The sequence below is a fragment of the Variovorax sp. JS1663 genome, assembly GCF_002157355.1.
Taxonomy (GTDB): Bacteria; Pseudomonadota; Gammaproteobacteria; order Burkholderiales; family Burkholderiaceae_C; genus Variovorax.
On the sequence record NZ_LYMK01000036.1, the window covers coordinates 14,274 to 30,777 of the forward strand.

At 68.8% G+C, this 16,504-nt stretch carries 13 protein-coding genes; 11 read left to right on the plus strand and 2 right to left on the minus strand.

Features of this window, described 5'->3' with window-relative positions; all coding sequences use genetic code 11:
• Positions 1–14: 14 nt before the first annotated feature.
• Positions 15–980: a bifunctional hydroxymethylpyrimidine kinase/phosphomethylpyrimidine kinase gene (gene thiD, locus A8M77_RS25125; protein ID WP_086924243.1), complete on the minus strand. Its 966-nt coding sequence runs from the start codon at positions 978–980 to the stop codon at positions 15–17.
• 109 nt (positions 981–1,089) lie between these two features.
• Between thiD and A8M77_RS25130 the strand changes: the two genes are divergently transcribed.
• From A8M77_RS25130 to A8M77_RS25155, 6 genes are all read left to right on the plus strand, one after another.
• Complete coding sequence (locus tag A8M77_RS25130) at positions 1,090–1,260, plus strand: rubredoxin (protein WP_007838397.1); 171 nt, start codon at positions 1,090–1,092, stop codon at positions 1,258–1,260.
• A 77-nt stretch (positions 1,261–1,337) separates the two neighbouring features.
• Positions 1,338–1,736, plus strand: a complete 399-nt coding sequence (locus A8M77_RS25135; RefSeq protein WP_086924244.1) for a response regulator — start codon at positions 1,338–1,340, stop codon at positions 1,734–1,736.
• On the plus strand, positions 1,737–2,102 hold the full coding sequence (locus tag A8M77_RS25140; protein ID WP_086924245.1) for a response regulator: 366 nt from the start codon (positions 1,737–1,739) through the stop codon (positions 2,100–2,102).
• A gap of 19 nt (positions 2,103–2,121) precedes the next feature.
• Positions 2,122–2,652, plus strand: coding sequence for a chemotaxis protein CheW (locus tag A8M77_RS25145; RefSeq protein WP_086924246.1), 531 nt, complete (start codon positions 2,122–2,124; stop codon positions 2,650–2,652).
• 40 nt (positions 2,653–2,692) lie between these two features.
• Positions 2,693–5,044 (plus strand): methyl-accepting chemotaxis protein, encoded by a 2,352-nt coding sequence (locus tag A8M77_RS25150; protein WP_086924247.1) that lies wholly within the window; start codon positions 2,693–2,695, stop codon positions 5,042–5,044.
• A 17-nt stretch (positions 5,045–5,061) separates the two neighbouring features.
• Positions 5,062–11,070 (plus strand): hybrid sensor histidine kinase/response regulator, encoded by a 6,009-nt coding sequence (locus A8M77_RS25155; protein ID WP_086924248.1) that lies wholly within the window; start codon positions 5,062–5,064, stop codon positions 11,068–11,070.
• Between the two features lie 74 nt (positions 11,071–11,144).
• Here the strand turns inward: A8M77_RS25155 and A8M77_RS25160 are convergent, their stop codons facing one another.
• Positions 11,145–12,647 carry a cryptochrome/photolyase family protein gene (locus A8M77_RS25160; protein ID WP_086924249.1) on the minus strand — a complete coding sequence of 501 codons (1,503 nt, stop codon included), beginning with the start codon at positions 12,645–12,647 and terminating at the stop codon, positions 11,145–11,147.
• Here A8M77_RS25160 and A8M77_RS25165 point away from each other — a divergent pair.
• From A8M77_RS25165 to A8M77_RS25185, 5 genes are all read left to right on the plus strand, one after another.
• Positions 12,646–13,245: a YqgE/AlgH family protein gene (locus tag A8M77_RS25165; RefSeq protein WP_086924250.1), complete on the plus strand. Its 600-nt coding sequence runs from the start codon at positions 12,646–12,648 to the stop codon at positions 13,243–13,245. The genes A8M77_RS25160 and A8M77_RS25165 overlap by 2 nt on opposite strands.
• A 10-nt stretch (positions 13,246–13,255) precedes the next feature.
• Positions 13,256–13,678, plus strand: coding sequence for a Holliday junction resolvase RuvX (gene ruvX, locus A8M77_RS25170; protein ID WP_086924251.1), 423 nt, complete (start codon positions 13,256–13,258; stop codon positions 13,676–13,678).
• Positions 13,675–14,169: a bifunctional pyr operon transcriptional regulator/uracil phosphoribosyltransferase PyrR gene (gene pyrR, locus A8M77_RS25175; protein ID WP_086924252.1), complete on the plus strand. Its 495-nt coding sequence runs from the start codon at positions 13,675–13,677 to the stop codon at positions 14,167–14,169. The genes ruvX and pyrR overlap by 4 nt, the downstream gene beginning before the upstream one ends.
• Before the next feature lie 88 nt (positions 14,170–14,257).
• Complete coding sequence (locus tag A8M77_RS25180) at positions 14,258–15,220, plus strand: aspartate carbamoyltransferase catalytic subunit (RefSeq protein WP_086924253.1); 963 nt, start codon at positions 14,258–14,260, stop codon at positions 15,218–15,220.
• Positions 15,217–16,488, plus strand: a complete 1,272-nt coding sequence (locus A8M77_RS25185; protein WP_086924254.1) for a dihydroorotase — start codon at positions 15,217–15,219, stop codon at positions 16,486–16,488. Before A8M77_RS25180 ends, A8M77_RS25185 begins: the two co-directional genes overlap by 4 nt.
• Positions 16,489–16,504 lie beyond the last annotated feature (16 nt).

Sequence of the window (16,504 nt, forward strand, 5' to 3'; positions counted from 1 at the left end):
GGATGGAAGCGCGGTCAATGTCGGGTGTCGTGAGGAGGCAGGGCCAGGTCGATGGGGGACGGATCGCCGTCCGTCTCGCCCTCGTCTTCTTCTTCCGGCTGCGCCCAGAACAGGCGATCGGGCAGCACATGGCCCATACCGGGGCGGAAGCCCGCGTCGAGGCAGCGGTCCATGTAGCTCAGCGCCTCGGTGGTCGCGGCGGCCAGGTCGCTGCCGCTGGCCAGCAGCGCGGCCAGGGCGCCCGAGAGCGTATCGCCCGCGCCAGCGAAGATGGCATCGAGCCGCTCATACTTCTCGCTGGCGAGCACCGTCTGCGGCGAGGCCAGCACGTTGTCGATGTACTGTTCCGGCAGCACGATGCCGGTCACCAGCGTATAAGGCACGCCGAACTCGCTGGCGGCGCGCGCGATGTCGCGCGGGCCGGGCGGACGCTCGCCGGCCCAGTCCGGCAGCAGCCAGCGCCACAGCGTGCTGTGGTTGCCGACCAGCACGGTGGTCTGCGGCAGCACCAGTTCGCGGAAGGCGTCCAGGTAGGCCTCGATCTGGGTGTCTTCCCACCAGGAGAGGTTGGGCATGTAGGCGACCACGGGGACGTCGGGATAGTCGGTCGCAGTCTCGGCCACGGTGCTCAGGTTCTCCGGCGTCCCGACGAAGCCCACCTTGATCAGCTGGACCTCCACGTCCTCCAGGATGGTTCGCGCCTGTTCCGCGACGGCGTCCTCGTCGAAGGGGAAGTGGTCGAAGATCTCGGCGGTGTCGCGCGCATAGGCGCCGGTCACCACGGGCAGCATGTGCGCACCGACCGAGGCCATGGCCACGGCGTCGCATGCCAGGCCACCTGCACCGCTGGGGTCGCTGGCGTTGAAGACCAGCACGCAGGGCGGGTTGGGACCTTCCTCCGCGCTGTCTTCGTCGGTGGTCGGGTCGTTAAGATCGCTCACTTTGTGGTCTTGCTCCGGTGGTAATAAGTAAGTTGTCATACGCAGCGGGGCTCGCCAGATGGTGGCGTATCTGAGACGCTTCTCACGCGAATTCCGGATACGTTTGGATACGATCGTTGCATTCTATGAACAGGGACCTTAAGCTGCGATGAATACGAAAACCTGGATGTGCCTGATTTGCGGGTGGATCTACGACGAAGCGGTGGGAGTGCCAGAAGATGGTATTGCGGCCGGCACGGCATGGGCAGATGTTCCGATGAATTGGACCTGTCCCGAGTGTGGAGCGCGCAAGGAAGACTTCGAGATGGTGGAAATCTGAAGCATGGCACAGGGCCGTGCTTCTGGCGCCCCGTTCGGGGCGTTTCGGTCTTAGAGTGTCACAAAGGAGCGCCGCCAATGAGCTCGAATGGATCCGGTTACAAAGTGCTTGTCATTGACGACAGCAATACCATTCGGCGCAGTGCCGAGATCTTTCTCAAGCAGGGCGGTCATGAAGTGCTGCTCGCCGAAGACGGCTTCGATGCGCTCTCCAAGGTCAACGACCACAAGCCGCACCTGATCTTCTGCGACATCCTGATGCCGCGGCTCGATGGTTATCAGACCTGCGCCATCATCAAGCGCAACGCCCACTTTTCGAAGGTGCCGGTCGTGATGCTGTCCTCCAAGGACGGCGTGTTCGACAAGGCGCGCGGCCGTATGGTCGGCTCGCAGGACTACCTCACCAAACCCTTCACCAAAGACCAACTGCTGCAGGCCGTGCAGCAGTTCGGCACTGTCTCGCAGGAAGTGCAGTAAATGGCTATTCGCAAAGTTCTCGTGGTCGACGACTCCAAGACGGAGCTGCTCTTCCTGACCGATCTGCTCCAGAAAAACGGCTTCTCCGTGAAGACCGCCGAGAACGCCGAGGACGCCATGCGCCGCCTCGAGGAAGAGCAGCCCGACCTGATCCTGATGGACATCGTGATGCCGGGGCAGAATGGCTTCCAGCTCACCCGTGCGATCGCGCGCAATCCGCAGTACGCGTCGGTGCCAATCATCATGTGCACCAGCAAGAACCAGGAAACCGACCGGCTCTGGGGCATGCGGCAGGGCGCCCGCGACTACATCGTCAAGCCGGTCAATGCGGCCGAGCTGATCGCCAAGATCAGCGCGCTCGCCTGAATCGCTTCGCTTCTTCTTCATGGCCAACCGCGACGCTCTACGCGCTTTCCAGTCCCGGCTCGCCACTCGCCTGCAGGCGGCGCGCACCTCGGGCGTGTCCGCCTCCTGGCTCGCGGTGGAGGCGGGCGACGCGAAATACTTGTTCCCGCTCGGCCATGCCGGCGAGATCTTTCCCTGGACCCCGCCGCAGGCGGTGCCCTACGTGCAGCCATGGTTCCTCGGCGTCGCCAACCTGCGCGGCGGCGTGTATGGCATCGTGCAGCTCTCCACTTTCGCGACTGGCGAAACGGCGCCGGCAACCAGCGAGGCCGCGCGCGCGCAATCGCGCCTGGTGGCGCTCAACGAAATGCTGGAAGTCAACTGCGCTCTGCTGATCGACCGGCTGGTGGGCCTGCGCGGCGTGGAGGCCTTCACCGCATCGCAGGCGCCAACTGATGGCGCTCCCGCCTGGCTGGGGCATGCCTACACGGATGCCACCGGCGAGCGCTGGCAGGAGATCAACCTGCAGGCGCTGTCGCAGCAGCCGCAATTTTTGAGCATCGGCGCCTGAGCACAGGGCCGGGCACCGAACACTACCTGAAGGACCGACCGTGAGCTCGATCGCCGACAAGTTCAAGAAATTCCTGCCTGCGGGTGGCGACAATGTCAGTGGGCGCGTGGACAGCGGGTCGACCCTGTCGCTGGACGGTGCCGAAACCGTCCAGCCCGCCGAGGAGAAGACGGTGCGCATCCGGCGCGATTCGGCCCCGGAAGGCCCCCCCGAAACAGTGGTGCTTGCAATGGATGCTGCGAACGATCAGGCTCCGGCCGTGACCCCTGCCGTTGCTGCCGACAACGACCCCGTGCTCTCCGATGCCCCAGGCTTCGCGCCGGCGGAACCGGCGGCGGGCGGTGGCTCGCTGCGCTCCAATCCTGCGCGCCAGCAGCGTGTGCTGGCGATCGTCCTGGCCGTGGTGGTGCTGTTGCTGCTGCTGGTGGCCGGCTCCGCCATCCTGCGCGCCGAACGGCTGGCCCAGCAGGTGGCGGCCACCGGCCAGTCGCTGATGCAGTCGCAGCGCCTGGCCAAGTCGGTGTCGCAGGCCCTGGTGGGCAACGTGCCCGCCTTCACGGAAGTCAAGGAAGCCTCCGATGACCTCACCCGCCGGGTGCAGGGCCTGTCGAACGGCGACGATGCCCTCAAGCTGGAACGCGTCGGCAACCAGTACGAGGCCGAGCTCGCCAAGATCACGCCGCTGGTCGAGCGTGCCGACAAGAGCGCCAAGGCCGTGCTGGCGCAGCAGAAGATCCTGACCCAGGTCGGCACCGCACTGCGTGACATCAACCGCCAGTCCTCCGACCTTCTGGAGATGACCGAGACCGTGGCCTCGCTCAAGATGCAACAGAACGCCTCGCTGCCCGAGATCTCGGCCGCCGGTCAGCTGGTGATGCTGACGCAGCGCATCGGCAAGTCGGCCAACGAGTTCCTCACCGTCGAAGGCGTCAGCCCCGACGCCGTGTTCCTGCTCGGCAAGGATCTGAACACCTTCCAGGAAGTCACCCGCGGCCTGCTCGAAGGCAACGCGCAGCAGCGCCTGCCGGGCACGCGCGACGCGCAGACCCGTCAGCAGCTCGAGGCCATCCTCAAGACCTACGAGCAGACCCGCACGCAGGCCGGCGCCATCCTGGGCAACCTACAGGGCCTGGTGGCCGCGCGCGAGGCGCAGGCTGCGATCCTGGCCGACAGCGAACCCCTCAGGACCTCGCTCGGCGACCTGCAGGAAAAGCTTTCGGCCCGCACTGGCCTCGGTGCCGGCACGGTGGTGATGCTCTTCGTGCTGTCGCTGGCCGCCCTGGCGTTGGCCGGCGCGATCGGCTTCGTGCAGGTGCGCGAAGGCCGCGAGCGCGCGCTGTCCGCCGAACGCGAGCGGCTGGCCGCCGAGCGCGCGAGCGAGGATGCGAGCCGCGTCAACGCCGCCAACCAGGCCGCCATCTTGCGCCTGATGAACGAGCTGCAGACAGTGGCCGAAGGCGACCTGACGCAGGAAGCCACCGTGACGGAAGACATCACCGGCGCCATCGCCGACTCGGTGAACTACACGGTGGAAGAACTTCGCCTGCTGGTGGGCAACGTGCAGAACACGGCGACCCGGGTTGCGCAGACTACCTCGCAGGTGGAAAGCACCTCGACCGAGCTGCTGGCCGCCTCGACCGAGCAGCTGCGCGAGATCCGCGAAACCGGCCAGTCGGTGCTGACAATGGCCGAGCGCATCAACGGTGTGTCCTCGCAGGCGCAGGAATCCGCCACGGTGGCGCGCCAGTCACTGCAGGCCGCCTCATCGGGCCTGCAGGCCGTGCAGAACGCCATCGGCGGCATGAACTCGATCCGCGACCAGATCCAGGAAACCTCCAAGCGGATCAAGCGCCTGGGCGAATCGTCCCAGGAGATCGGCGAAATCACCGAGCTGATCTCGGACATTACCGAACAGACCAACGTGCTGGCCCTGAACGCTGCCATCCAGGCGGCCTCCGCCGGTGAAGCCGGCCGCGGCTTCTCGGTGGTGGCGGAAGAAGTGCAGCGACTGGCCGAGCGCTCCGCAGATGCCACGCGCCAGATCTCGGCGCTGGTGAAAGCCATTCAGACCGACACGCAGGACGCGGTCGGCGCCATGGAGCGGTCCACCCAGGGTGTGGTCGAGGGGGCCAAGCTCTCCGACAACGCCGGTACCGCGCTGTCCGAGATCGACCGCGTGTCGCGCCGGCTCGCCGAGCTGATCGAACAGATCTCGCAGTCTGCCTCCCGCGAAGCCGATTCGGCCAACGTGGTGGCGGCAAACATCCAGCACATCTTCGCCGTGACGGAACAGACCGGTGAGGGCACCCGCACCACCGCCCAGCAGGTGCGCGAGCTCTCGCACATGGCCGAGGAACTGCGCCAGTCGGTGGCGCGCTTCAAGATCGCTTGAACCCCTGAGCGTCCAACGTGTCGACCCAAAGCCCCGCAACCGCCCCCCGAGCCGGTCACGCGCCGGTGCATGAAGATCTCGGGCCGCTGGCCTGGGTGCTCGGAGAAATCCAGAAGTCGCTCGACAACGCGAGCAAGACGCTGAAGCGCTTCGCCCGCGAGTCCGGAGGCAGCGAGCCGGACACCGCGCCGCTGCGCCTGGCCCGGCAGCAGCTGCACCAGGCGGTGGGCGCGCTGCAGATGGTGGGACACTCGGCGCCCGCGCTGGTGCTCGGAGCGATGGAATTCGCAGTGCAGAGCTTCGTCGCAGAACCGGTGCGCTGCACCGACGCGGCGGCGCAGAAGATCGACCGCGCAGGCTTCGCGGTCGCCGATTTCCTCAATGCTTTGCTGGCAGGCAAGACCGTGTCCTCGGTGGCGCTTTTCCCGCAGTACCGCGACGTGCTGGAGCTGGTGGGCAACGAGCGGGTCCATCCGGCCGACCTCTGGGACATGAACTGGCGCTGGGCCGAGATCAAGCCCGCGCCCACGCAGACCGCGATGGTGTACGACCCGGCGGTGCGCTCCAAGCTGGACCGTGAAGTTCTCAAGATCGTCAAGAACGGCGACGACCATGCGGCGCGGCGCCTTCAGGCCTTGTGCCTGAGCCTGGGCCGCGGCGCCTCGGTGCCGCGGGTGGCCAGCTTCTGGACGCTGGCGGCCGGTTTCTTCGAGGCGCTGGCGCTGGCGCTGATCCCCGCCGACGCCCACGTCAAGCGCGCCGCCTCGCGCGTGCTGCTGCAATACGCGACCCTGGCGCGCGGCGACAACACCGTCTCCGACCGCCTGGGCCAGGATCTGCTGTTCTTCTGCGCACAGGCCGTGCCCGGTCCCCGCGACGAGGCCACCACCCTGCGCGCGGTGCGCGTGGCCTGGGGCGTGGTCAACGAGCAGAAGGTCGACTACACGATCGAGCAGTTCGGGCGCTTCGACCCGCAGGTGCTGACGCAGGCGCGCAAGCGCATCGAGACCGCCAAGGAGATGTGGTCGGCCCTGTCGGGCGGCGACGTCTCGCGCACGCGCCAGGTGGCCGACACCTTCGCCCAGCTGGGTGAGTCGCTGCAGAGGCTGCATCCGCCGAGCCAGCCGATGGTGCAGGCGCTGAACAACGCCGTCGATGCCTCGATGCGCTCGGGCCGCCCGCCGGGCACTGAACTCGCGATGGAAGTCGCGACCTCCGTCCTCTACCTTGAGGCCGCCTTCGAAGATCTCGATCCGCACGACCGGCAGTTGACCGCCCGCACCGTTCAGCTGGCCGGCCGCATCGAGCGCGCGCGCGACGGCGGCCGCTCGGAGCCGCTGGAGCCCTGGATGGAGGAGCTCTACCGCCGCGTGAGCGACCGCCAGACCATGGGCACTGTGGTCGGCGAGCTGCGCAGCCACCTGGGCGAGCTCGAGAAATCGCTCGACCAGTTCTTCCGCCGTCCCAGCGAGAAGGGCCTGCTGCGCGCGGTGCCCACGCAGCTGCTGCAGATGAAGGGCGTGTTCTCCGTGCTCGGGCTCGACCAGGCTGCGCAGACCGTGCAGCGCATGCGGGACAACGTCGATCGCCTGCTCGCCGAGGAGCCGTCCGCGACCGACGCGAAGGACTTCGATGCGCTCGGCAACAACCTGGGCGCGCTGGGCTTTCTGATCGACATGCTGAGCTACCAGCCGGCCCTGGCCAAGCGCCTGTTCGTGTTCGACGCCGAGGCCGGCGAACTCAAGCCGCTGATGGGTCGCCAAGCCGCCGAAGCGGCTGCATCCGACGCGGCGGTGCCCTCGGCATCCTTTGCCGCGGCCTCCGGACCGGTCTCGGTCACCGAGACGGTGCTCAGCGTCGAAGAGGTCGATGCCCAGATCGCGGCCAAGCTCGCCGCGCTCGCGACACCGGCGCGCAAGGCGCCGCCACCTCCCATCGAGGAGGTCAGCCGCCCGGCTGCGAGCTGGACCGCCAAGATCACCGGCCCCGCCCCCCTGGAGGCCCTGCCCGACACCGAAGTGCGGGAGCTGGAGGAAGACGACCTCCAGAACATCTTCCTCGACGAGGCGCGCGAGGTGCTCCACAACGGCCTGGCAGCTGTCTCGGCGCTGGGCGCGCGTCCGGACGACAACGGCGAGCTGACCGTCCTGCGCCGTGCCTTCCATACCCTCAAGGGCAGCTCGCGCATGGTCGGGCTGATGGATTTCGGCGAGGCCGCCTGGTCCTTCGAGCAGGTGCTCAACACCTGGCTGGCCGACCAGCGCCCTGCCACGCCGGAGCTGCTCGCCGGCACGCGCCGCGCGCTGACCGATTTCGCCAAGTGGGTCGAAGCCATTGCCGGCAACGAGCCGCACGGCTGGCAGTCGGCCCCCTTCCGCAGCGTGGCGGAAGCCCTGCGCACCGGCGAGCCGATCGCGCCGCCGGCGCCGGTGGCCGATGCCGATGCGCTGGTTGCGGCTGCGCGCCACATCGCAGCCGAGGAATCCATCACCGAGGCCGTGGCGGAACCCGAGCCCGAGCCCGTGGCGGTGCCCGAGCCGCAGCCTTTGCCGCTGCCTGACCTGCCCGACCTGGAGCTGGGTCCCCTCTCCTTCGACGTGCCGGATGCGGCAGCGCCGACGGCGCCGGCCACACAGCCGCTTCCCACGACGCCCGAGCCCGCCGTCGTCGACGACGAATTCGCCATTACCGATTTCCTCGATTTCGAGGCCCGACCCAAGCCCCAGCCGGAGGAGCCGTTGCTGCCGGCCGAGCTGGAAGAGGTGGACTTCCTCGAGACAGCCCACGTGGCGATCGAACCCGCCCTCTCTCTGCCGGTCGCAGAGCCGGAGCCCGACGCGCTTCCCTCGCCCTTGTTGAAGGCCGAGTCGCAGGAGGGGCCCGCGCTTGCGGAACCTCTTCCCGAGTTTTCGCTGGAGTTGCGATCGGAGTCGGCGCTGGAGCCGGAAGCCGTCGCCGAGCCGCAGGCCGAGCAGCTTCCTCCGGAGGAACACGTCGCAGTGCAGGCCGTCGAGGCTGCGGAGGCTGCGCCCGCCGAGGCTCTGCCCGAGTTCGAGCCCGAGCTGCCCGGGGCGATTCCCGAGCCCGTCGCCACGGCGCTTGCCGAGCGCCCAGCCGTGCCTGGCGCGGAGGACCAGGTCAAGGTGATCGGCCCGCTGCGCATTGGCATCGCGCTCTACAACGTCTACCTGGTTGAAGCCGACGAATGGTCGCGGCAGCTCGCCAACGAAGTGGGCGAATGGGCGCTCGAGTCGCAGCAGCGGGTGCCGGAATCGACCATCAACCTGGCCCACTCGCTCGCCGGCAGCTCGGCAACGGTCGGTTTCCAGGGCCTGTCGGACATGGCCCGCTCCTTCGAGGCCGCGCTGCAGCACTTGCACATGCAGGGCCGCGGCACGCCGGCGCAGGGCGCGGTGCTGGTGGCCGCGGCCGAGGAACTGCGGCGCCTGCTGCACCAGTTCGCGGCCGGCTTCCTCAAGGAGCCCGCCGTCGCGACACTGCAGGCCTTGCGCGAGGTCGCGGAGTCGCCGATGCCCGCCGAGGCCGGTGAGGTGACCGCCGCAGGCGCTGCGCCGCTGCAGCGCTTCGGCGGGGCCGATGTGGCGCTCGACGAGAGCGAAGATGCGATCGACGTGACCGATGCGGTCGACGTCGACCTGTTCCCGGTGTTCGAGGAGGAGGCGGCCGAACTGCTGCCCCAGCTCGGCGCCGCGCTGCGCGAGTGGTCGCAGCACCCGGATGACCCGGCACCGCGCGCCTCGACGCTGCGCACCCTGCACACCCTCAAGGGCAGTGCCCGCCTGGCCGGCGCCATGCGCCTGGGCGAGCGCGCGCACCGCATGGAGTCGGAGATCGAAGCGATCGCCGCGCCGGGCGCGGACCGTGGCGCCGTCGAGCAGCTCCTGACGCGTTTCGACGCGCTGCAGGCCACCTTCGACGCGCTGCGGGTGGCGGACGACGCCATGCAGGCCGAACTGGCACAGCGTGTTGTCGCACCCGCGCCGGCGGCTGCCGCGGAGCCACAAATCGAAGAAGCGTCCGTGTCCCAGGTGGACGCTGACGCCGTGGAGGCTCCCGCCGCCGCGCAGGAGGGCGAGGCACCGCAGCGCCCAGCCGTGGCACTGCCTTCTCCTTCGGCACTTACGCCGCTGCGTCCGATCGCCAGTCAGGCGGTGCGCATCCGCACCCATCTCCTCGATCGCCTTGTGGCGCAGGCTGGCGAGGTGATCATCACGCGCTCGCGGCTGGAGGCTGAGCTCAGCCAGCTGCGTGGCTCACTGCACGACCTCACCGGCAACCTGGACCGCCTGCGCCAGCAACTGCGCGACATCGAAGTGCAGGCCGAGAGCCAGATGCAGTCGCGCCTGGCCCAGGCCAAGGATTCGGCGCAGGCCTTCGATCCGCTCGAGTTCGACCGCTTCACGCGGGTGCAGGAACTCACCCGCATGATGGCCGAGTCGGTCAACGACGTGGCGACGGTGCAGCGCACGCTGCAGAAGACCGTGCAGGCCACCGAGGACGACCTGAGCGCCCAGGCGCGCCAGACGCGCGAACTCCAGCGTGGCCTGCTGCGCACGCGCATGGTGGAGTTCGAAGGGATTTCCGAGCGCCTCTACCGTGTGGTGCGACAGGCCTCCAAGGACACCGGCAAGCAGGTGCGCCTGGACATCGTCGGCGGCACCATCGAGATGGACCGCGGCGTGCTGGACCGCATGACGCCGGCCTTCGAGCACCTGCTGCGCAACTGCGTGGCGCATGGCATCGAGGACGCGCAGGCGCGCGAGCAGGCCGGCAAGGACGCCAGCGGCCTGATCGCTATCGAGCTGCATCACGAGGGCAACGACGTCTCGGTCAGCTTCCGCGACGACGGCGCCGGGCTCAACCATGCGCGCATCGTCGAACGGGCACGCGCGCTCGGCTTGGTCGCCGCCGGTCACCAGCCGAGCGAGGCCGAGGCGGCCGAGCTGATCTTCACGCCCGGCTTCTCCACGGCCGAGCAGGTCTCGGAGCTCGCAGGCCGTGGGATCGGCATGGACGTGGTGCGCGCGCAGGTCGCCGCGCTCGGTGGCCGCATCGAGACCCGAAGCAAGGCGGGCGAGGGCACCGAATTCAAGCTGGTGCTGCCGCTGACCACCGCGGTGACGCACGTGGTTATGCTGCGCGCCGGCGCCAACTCCGTGGGCGTGCCCTCCAACCTGGTGGAACTGGTCCAGCGTGCCAGCGGCTCCGAGCTCGACGCCGCTTACCAGAGCCAGCGTTATGCCTTCGGCGGCGAGCAGGTGCCCTTCTTCTGGGCCGGTGCGCTGCTGCAGTCGTCCGCGCGCAGCGACCGCGGGGCGGGCAAGACCAACACCGTCGTGATCGTGCGAAGCGCGGCCCAGCGGGTGGCCCTGCACGTGGACGAAGTGCTCGGCAACCAGGAAGTGGTGGTCAAGAACCTGGGGCCGCAGCTGTCGCGGCTGCCAGGCATGGCCGGCATCTCGGTGCTGGCTTCAGGCGCGGTCGCGCTGATCTACAACCCCGTGGCGCTGGCCGCGGTGCATGGCGAGCAGGCACGCCAGCTCCAGGCCGGCGCCGTGGCGGCGATGGCCGCCGTGCGCGGCACCGACACGCCGGCCGTCCAGGCGCCGCCGCAGATTCCGCTGGTGCTGGTGGTCGACGATTCGATCACCGTGCGCCGGGTCACCCAGCGGCTGCTGCAGCGCGAGGGCTACCGCGTCGCGCTGGCGGCCGACGGCCTGCAGGCGCTGGAGCGCCTGCAGCAGGAGCGTCCGACGGTGGTGCTCTCGGACATCGAGATGCCGCGCATGGACGGCTTCGACCTGGCGCGCAACATCCGGGCCGACGCCTCGCTGGCCGACCTGCCGATCATCATGATCACCTCGCGCATCGCCGAGAAGCACCACGACCATGCGCGCGCACTGGGCGTCAACCATTACCTCGGCAAGCCCTATTCGGAGGAAGAGCTGCTGCGGCTGGTGCGGCACTACGCCAGCGCCGAGACCCCGCAGGCCATGGCGGCCTGAGGGCTTGTCCACTCATCGGATACCTTCGCCTTCGGCTGCGGTACGAGCCCCCTTCGGAACGGCCGGGCGGGGGCTCAGGCCCGGCCCTTCTTCACACGCGCCGGCTCGCGCACCACGGCATAGCGCTGCAGGGTGCGCTCCCGCGCATCGGCGTGGTCGACGATGGGCTCGGGATAGTTGTCGCCCAGCCGCACGTCCGCCGCTTCCAGCTCCACCGGCGTCGCGGTCCAGGGTGCATGGATGCTCGTGTTCGACAGCTTCGCGAGCTGTGGCAGGTAGCGGCGGATGAACTTCCCCTCGGGATCGAAGCGCTCGCTCTGCGTGATCGGGTTGAAGATCCGGAAGAAGGGCTGTGCGTCGCAGCCGCTGGAACTTGCCCACTGCCAGTTGCCGTTGTTCGACGACAGCTCGAAGTCGTTGAGCTGCAGTGCGAAATAGCGTTCGCCGCGCCGCCAGTCCAGGCCCAGGTCCTTGCAGAGAAAGCTGGCCACCACCATGCGCAGGCGGTTGTGCATGTAGCCGCTCTGGTTGATCTGCGCCATCGCCGCATCCACGAGCGGGTAGCCGGTGCGTCCCTCGCACCAGGCCTCGAAGAGCATGTCGGCGTGTTTGCCGTGGTGCCACTGGATCCGGTCGTATTCGGGCCGGAAGCTCTTGCCCTCGGCGACCTGCGGGTGGTGGGCCAGCACCTGGAAGAAGAAGTCGCGCCAGATCAGCTCGCCCAGCCAGGTGGAAGCGCCCTCGTCGCCCTGCAGCGCAAGCTGGTGGGCCACGCCCGCCATCTGCCGCACCGAGACGGTGCCGAAGCGCAGGTGCACCCCGAGATAGCTGGGCCCGCGCACGGCGGGGTAGTTGCGCGTCTCGTCGTAGCGCTCGATGCGCTCGAAGAAGTCCTCGAAGAGGGCTGCACCGCCCTGGCTGCCGGTCGGCATCTCCAGTTCGCCGAGATTGCTCTTCTCGAAGCCGATGTCGGCCAGCGCCGGCACCGGCGAACGATGGTCGGCGGGCGGCGGCGCCAGGGCGTCGGCGTGGCCGCGGACCGGGTAGGCCTTCAGGTAGAAGGCGTCCACCTTCGCCAGCCAGGCGCGCCGGTAGGCGCTGAAGACGGTGTAGGGCTGACCCGTCTTCGTCAGTAGCTCGTCGCGATCGAAGACGGCCTGGTCCTTGTAGGTGTGGAAGCTGATGCCGCCGTTGGCCAGCGCGCCCAGCACCTTGGCATCGCGTTCCAGCGCCTGCGGCTCGTCGTCACGGTTGGCGAACACGGCCTGGACCTCCAGGGCGCGTGCCAACGGGGCGATCTCGTCCTGCGCCACCGCGTGCCGCACGACCAGCCCGCCGCCCAGGGTGCGCAGTTCGGCCTCCAGTTCGACCAGCGACTCGCGAATGAACTCCACGCGCCGGTCCGCCCGCGGCAGATCGTCGAGGATGGCCCGGTCGAAGACGAACACGCACACCACCTGCCGGCAGGCGCGCAGTGCGTGGTAGAGCGCCGCGTTGTCATCCACCCGCAGGTCGCGGCGGAACCACATCAGGCCCTTGGCGTAGGTCTTGTCGACGGCCAGTAAAATCGGCGGCATGGCTTCCGATTCTGCCCCGATGAACCTCACGCATCATTTCCTGATTGCGATGCCGGGTCTGACGGACAAGGCCTTCAGCCGCAGCGTGGTCTATCTCTGCGAGCACAGCGAGCGCGGTGCGCTCGGCCTGGTGATCAACAAGCCCAGCGACATCAACCTCGGCGTGCTGTTCGAGAAGATCGAGCTTCGCCTCACGCGCCCCGAACTCGGCAGTGCGCCGGTGTTCCAGGGCGGTCCCGTGCAGACCGAGCGCGGCTTCGTCCTGCACGAGCCGGTGTTCGGGGAAGGCGAGAAGCCCAATGAGTCGGTCTACGCCTCCACCATGACCATCCCCGGCGGCCTGGAGATGACCACCTCCAAGGACGTGCTGGAGGCCCTGGCCACCGGCGCCGGCCCGCGCAAGGTGCTGGTCTCGCTCGGCTATGCCGCCTGGGGCGAGGGCCAGCTCGAATCCGAGCTGGCCGAGAACAGCTGGCTCACCGTGGGCGCCGATCCGGCCGTGATCTTCGACACCCCCATCGAGCAGCGCTATGACAAGGCGCTGTCGCTGCTGGGCCTGCAGGCCTGGACGCTGTCGCCCGAAGCAGGGCATGCATGAGACTCCGGCAATGCCCGACAGCGCTGCCCCTCCTGCTTCCGTTCCTTCCCACTTCCAAAGCTTCCTGGCCTTCGACTTCGGGCAGAAGCGCACCGGCGTGGCCAGCGGCAACCGGCTGCTGCGCAGCGCGACGCCGCAGCCCACCATCCGGGCCGAGGGCGACGCGCGTTTCGCGCAGGTCGAGGCCCGTATCCGCGAGTGGCAGCCCGATGCGCTGGTGGTGGGCGTTCCATACCATCCCGACGGCGCCGCGCACGACAACACCCGTGCCGCTCAGCGCTTCGCCCGCCAGCTGAAAGGGCGATTCGGCCTGCCCGTCTACGAGGTCGACGAGCGCTACAGCACGACCGAGGCGCTGGCCGGCGGCGCACGCGATGCCGATGCCGCATCGGCCTGCATCATTCTTGAACAATTTCTGAGGAGTCTCCCGTGACTGCCATCCCCGACGCCGAAGCGCTCTACCTCGAACTGCTGCGCGGCGTGAAAGCCTTGATACATCAGGATACGCGCCTGGTGGGCGTGACCTCCGGTGGTGCCTGGCTGGTCGAGCGCCTGCAGAAAGACCTGGGCCTGCCCGGCGCGCCCGGCATCATTTCCTCTGCCATGCACCGCGACGACTTCGCGCGCCGCGGGCTGGCCGCCAGCGCACAGACCTCGCTGCCCTTCGACGTGAACGGTGCCGACGTGCTGCTGCTGGACGACGTGCTCTACACCGGCCGCACCATCCGCGCCGTGCTCAACGAGCTGTTCGACTTCGGCCGTCCCGGCTGCGTGCGGCTCGCGGTCATGGTCGACCGCGGCGGTCGCGAGCTGCCGGTGGCGGCGGATTTCGCCGCGGCCCGGCTCGAGCTGCCGGCGTCCCAGTCGTTCGCCCTCGCACGTGATGCCCAGGGCGTCTTCAGCTTCCAGGTGGAGCAAGCCTGATGAACAGCCCCCACGCTCATCACTTCGTGTATTCGCTGCCCCCCGAGGGGGCGCAGGCCTCCCTTGGGGCGGCCCGGCGGGAGTCCTGATGCTCTACAAGCGCAACCCCCAGCTCAACAAGAACGGCGAGCTGATCCACCTCCTGTCCATCGAGGGCCTGCCCAAGGCCATCCTCACGCAGATCCTCGACACGGCGGCCAACTTCACCAGCGTGAGCGACCGCGAGGTCAAGAAGGTGCCGCTCCTGCGCGGCAAGAGCGTGTTCAACCTTTTCTTCGAGAACTCGACGCGCACCCGCACCACCTTCGAGATCGCGGCCAAGCGGCTGTCCGCGGACGTGATCAACCTCGACATTGCGCGCTCCTCTGCGAGCAAGGGCGAGTCGCTGCTCGACACCATCGCCAACCTGAGCGCGATGGCGGCAGACCTGTTCGTGGTGCGGCACAGCGAGTCGGGCGCGCCCTACCTGATCGCCCAGCACGTGGCGCCCCACGTGCACGTGGTGAACGCAGGCGACGGCCGCCATGCGCACCCGACGCAGGGGCTGCTCGACATGTACACGATCCGCCACTACAAGAAGGACTTTTCCAACCTCACGGTGGCGATCGTCGGCGACGTGCTGCATTCGCGTGTGGCGCGCTCCGACATCCACGGCCTCACTACCCTGGGCTGCGCCGAGGTGCGCGTGGTCGGGCCCAAGACCCTGGTGCCCGGCGACATGGCGCAGATGGGCGTGCGCGTGTGCCACTCGCTCGAGGAGGGCATCAAGGACTGCGACGTCATCATCATGCTGCGCCTGCAGAACGAGCGCATGAGCGGGGCGTTGCTGCCTTCGTCGCAGGAGTTCTTCAAGACCTATGGCCTCACGCCGCAGAAGCTGCAACTGGCCAAGCCCGACGCGATCGTGATGCATCCGGGGCCCATCAATCGCGGGGTCGAGATCGACTCGGCGGTGGTCGACGGGCAGCAGAGCGTGATCCTGCCGCAGGTCACCTTCGGCATCGCCGTGCGCATGGCCGTGATGAGCATCGTCGCTGGAAACGAAGCATGAGAATCCTGATCACCCACGGCCGCGTCATCGATCCAGCGTCCAGCCTCGACAGGCAGGCCGATGTGGCCGTTGCAGACGGCAAGCTGCTCGCCATCGGCGATATGCCCGCCGATTTCAACGCCGACCGCACCCTCGATGCCTCGGGCTGCCTCGTCCTTCCCGGCCTGGTCGACCTGGCCGCCCGCCTGCGCGAGCCCGGCTACGAGCACGAGGGCATGCTGGAAAGCGAGATGGCCGCGGCCGTCGCCGGCGGCGTGACCAGCCTGGTCTGCCCACCCGACACCGACCCGGTGCTCGACGAGCCCGGCCTGGTCGAGATGCTCAAGTTCCGCGCCGAGAAGATGCAGGCCGCGCGCCTCTTCCCGCTGGGCGCGCTGACGCGCAGCCTGAAGGGCGAGGTGCTCACGGAAATGGCCGAGCTCACAGAGGCCGGCTGCATCGGCTTCAGCCAGGCCGACGTGCCGCTGTCCAACACCCAGGTCTTGCAGCGCGCGCTGCTCTACGCCAGCACCTTCGGCTACACCGTGTGGCTGCGGCCGCAGGACCGCGACCTGGGGCAGGGCGTGGCGGCCAGCGGCCCGCTCGCCACGCGCCTGGGCCTGTCCGGCGTGCCGGTGGCGGCCGAAACGATCGCGGTCTTCACCATGATCGAACTGATGCGCAGCACGGGCGCGCGCGTCCACTTGTGCCGCCTGTCGAGCGCGGCCGGCGTCGCACTGGTGCGCGCGGCCAAGGCCGAGGGCTTGCCGCTGTCCTGCGACGTCAGCATCAACTCGCTGCACCTGGCAGACACCGACATCGGCTACTTCGACAGCCGCGCAAGGCTCAACCCGCCGCTGCGGCAGCAGCGCGACCGCGATGCGCTCTCGGCCGCGCTGGCCGACGGCACCATCGACGCGCTGGTGTCGGACCACACCCCGGTGGAAGCCGACGCCAAGACCCTGCCCTTCGCCGAGAGCGAGCCCGGCGCCAGCGGTCTCGAACTGCTGCTGCCGCTGGCCCTGCAGTGGGGCGAGCAGAGCGGCGCAGGCATCATGCGTGCGATCGAGGTGGTGAGCGCCGCGCCGGCGCGGCTGATCGGCGCTGCCGAGGCGGGCCGCCTGGCGCCGGGTGCGGCGGCCGATCTCTGCGTGGCAGATCCCGCCATCGAATGGCAGGTGCAGCCCGAGGCGCTACGCAGCCAGGGCAAGCACACGCCCTTCGGCGGCTACGCCCTCCGGGGGCGGGCCAGGCATACGCTGGTTGGTGGCCGGCTCGTCCACGGCTGAGGCCGCGCGCGCCGCC

What these genes read in the sequence shown, in the direction of transcription:
- thiD (WP_086924243.1), bottom strand. Translation starts at nt 980, where the DNA reads ATGACAACTTACTTATTACCACCGGAGCAAGACCACAAAGTGAGCGAT.
- A8M77_RS25130 (WP_007838397.1), top strand. Translation starts at nt 1,090, where the DNA reads ATGAATACGAAAACCTGGATGTGCCTGATTTGCGGGTGGATCTACGAC.
- A8M77_RS25135 (WP_086924244.1), top strand. Translation starts at nt 1,338, where the DNA reads ATGAGCTCGAATGGATCCGGTTACAAAGTGCTTGTCATTGACGACAGC.
- A8M77_RS25140 (WP_086924245.1), top strand. Translation starts at nt 1,737, where the DNA reads ATGGCTATTCGCAAAGTTCTCGTGGTCGACGACTCCAAGACGGAGCTG.
- A8M77_RS25145 (WP_086924246.1), top strand. Translation starts at nt 2,122, where the DNA reads ATGGCCAACCGCGACGCTCTACGCGCTTTCCAGTCCCGGCTCGCCACT.
- A8M77_RS25165 (WP_086924250.1), top strand. Translation starts at nt 12,646, where the DNA reads ATGGCTTCCGATTCTGCCCCGATGAACCTCACGCATCATTTCCTGATT.
- A8M77_RS25160 (WP_086924249.1), bottom strand. Translation starts at nt 12,647, where the DNA reads ATGCCGCCGATTTTACTGGCCGTCGACAAGACCTACGCCAAGGGCCTG.
- ruvX (WP_086924251.1), top strand. Translation starts at nt 13,256, where the DNA reads ATGCCCGACAGCGCTGCCCCTCCTGCTTCCGTTCCTTCCCACTTCCAA.
- A8M77_RS25180 (WP_086924253.1), top strand. Translation starts at nt 14,258, where the DNA reads ATGCTCTACAAGCGCAACCCCCAGCTCAACAAGAACGGCGAGCTGATC.
- A8M77_RS25185 (WP_086924254.1), top strand. Translation starts at nt 15,217, where the DNA reads ATGAGAATCCTGATCACCCACGGCCGCGTCATCGATCCAGCGTCCAGC.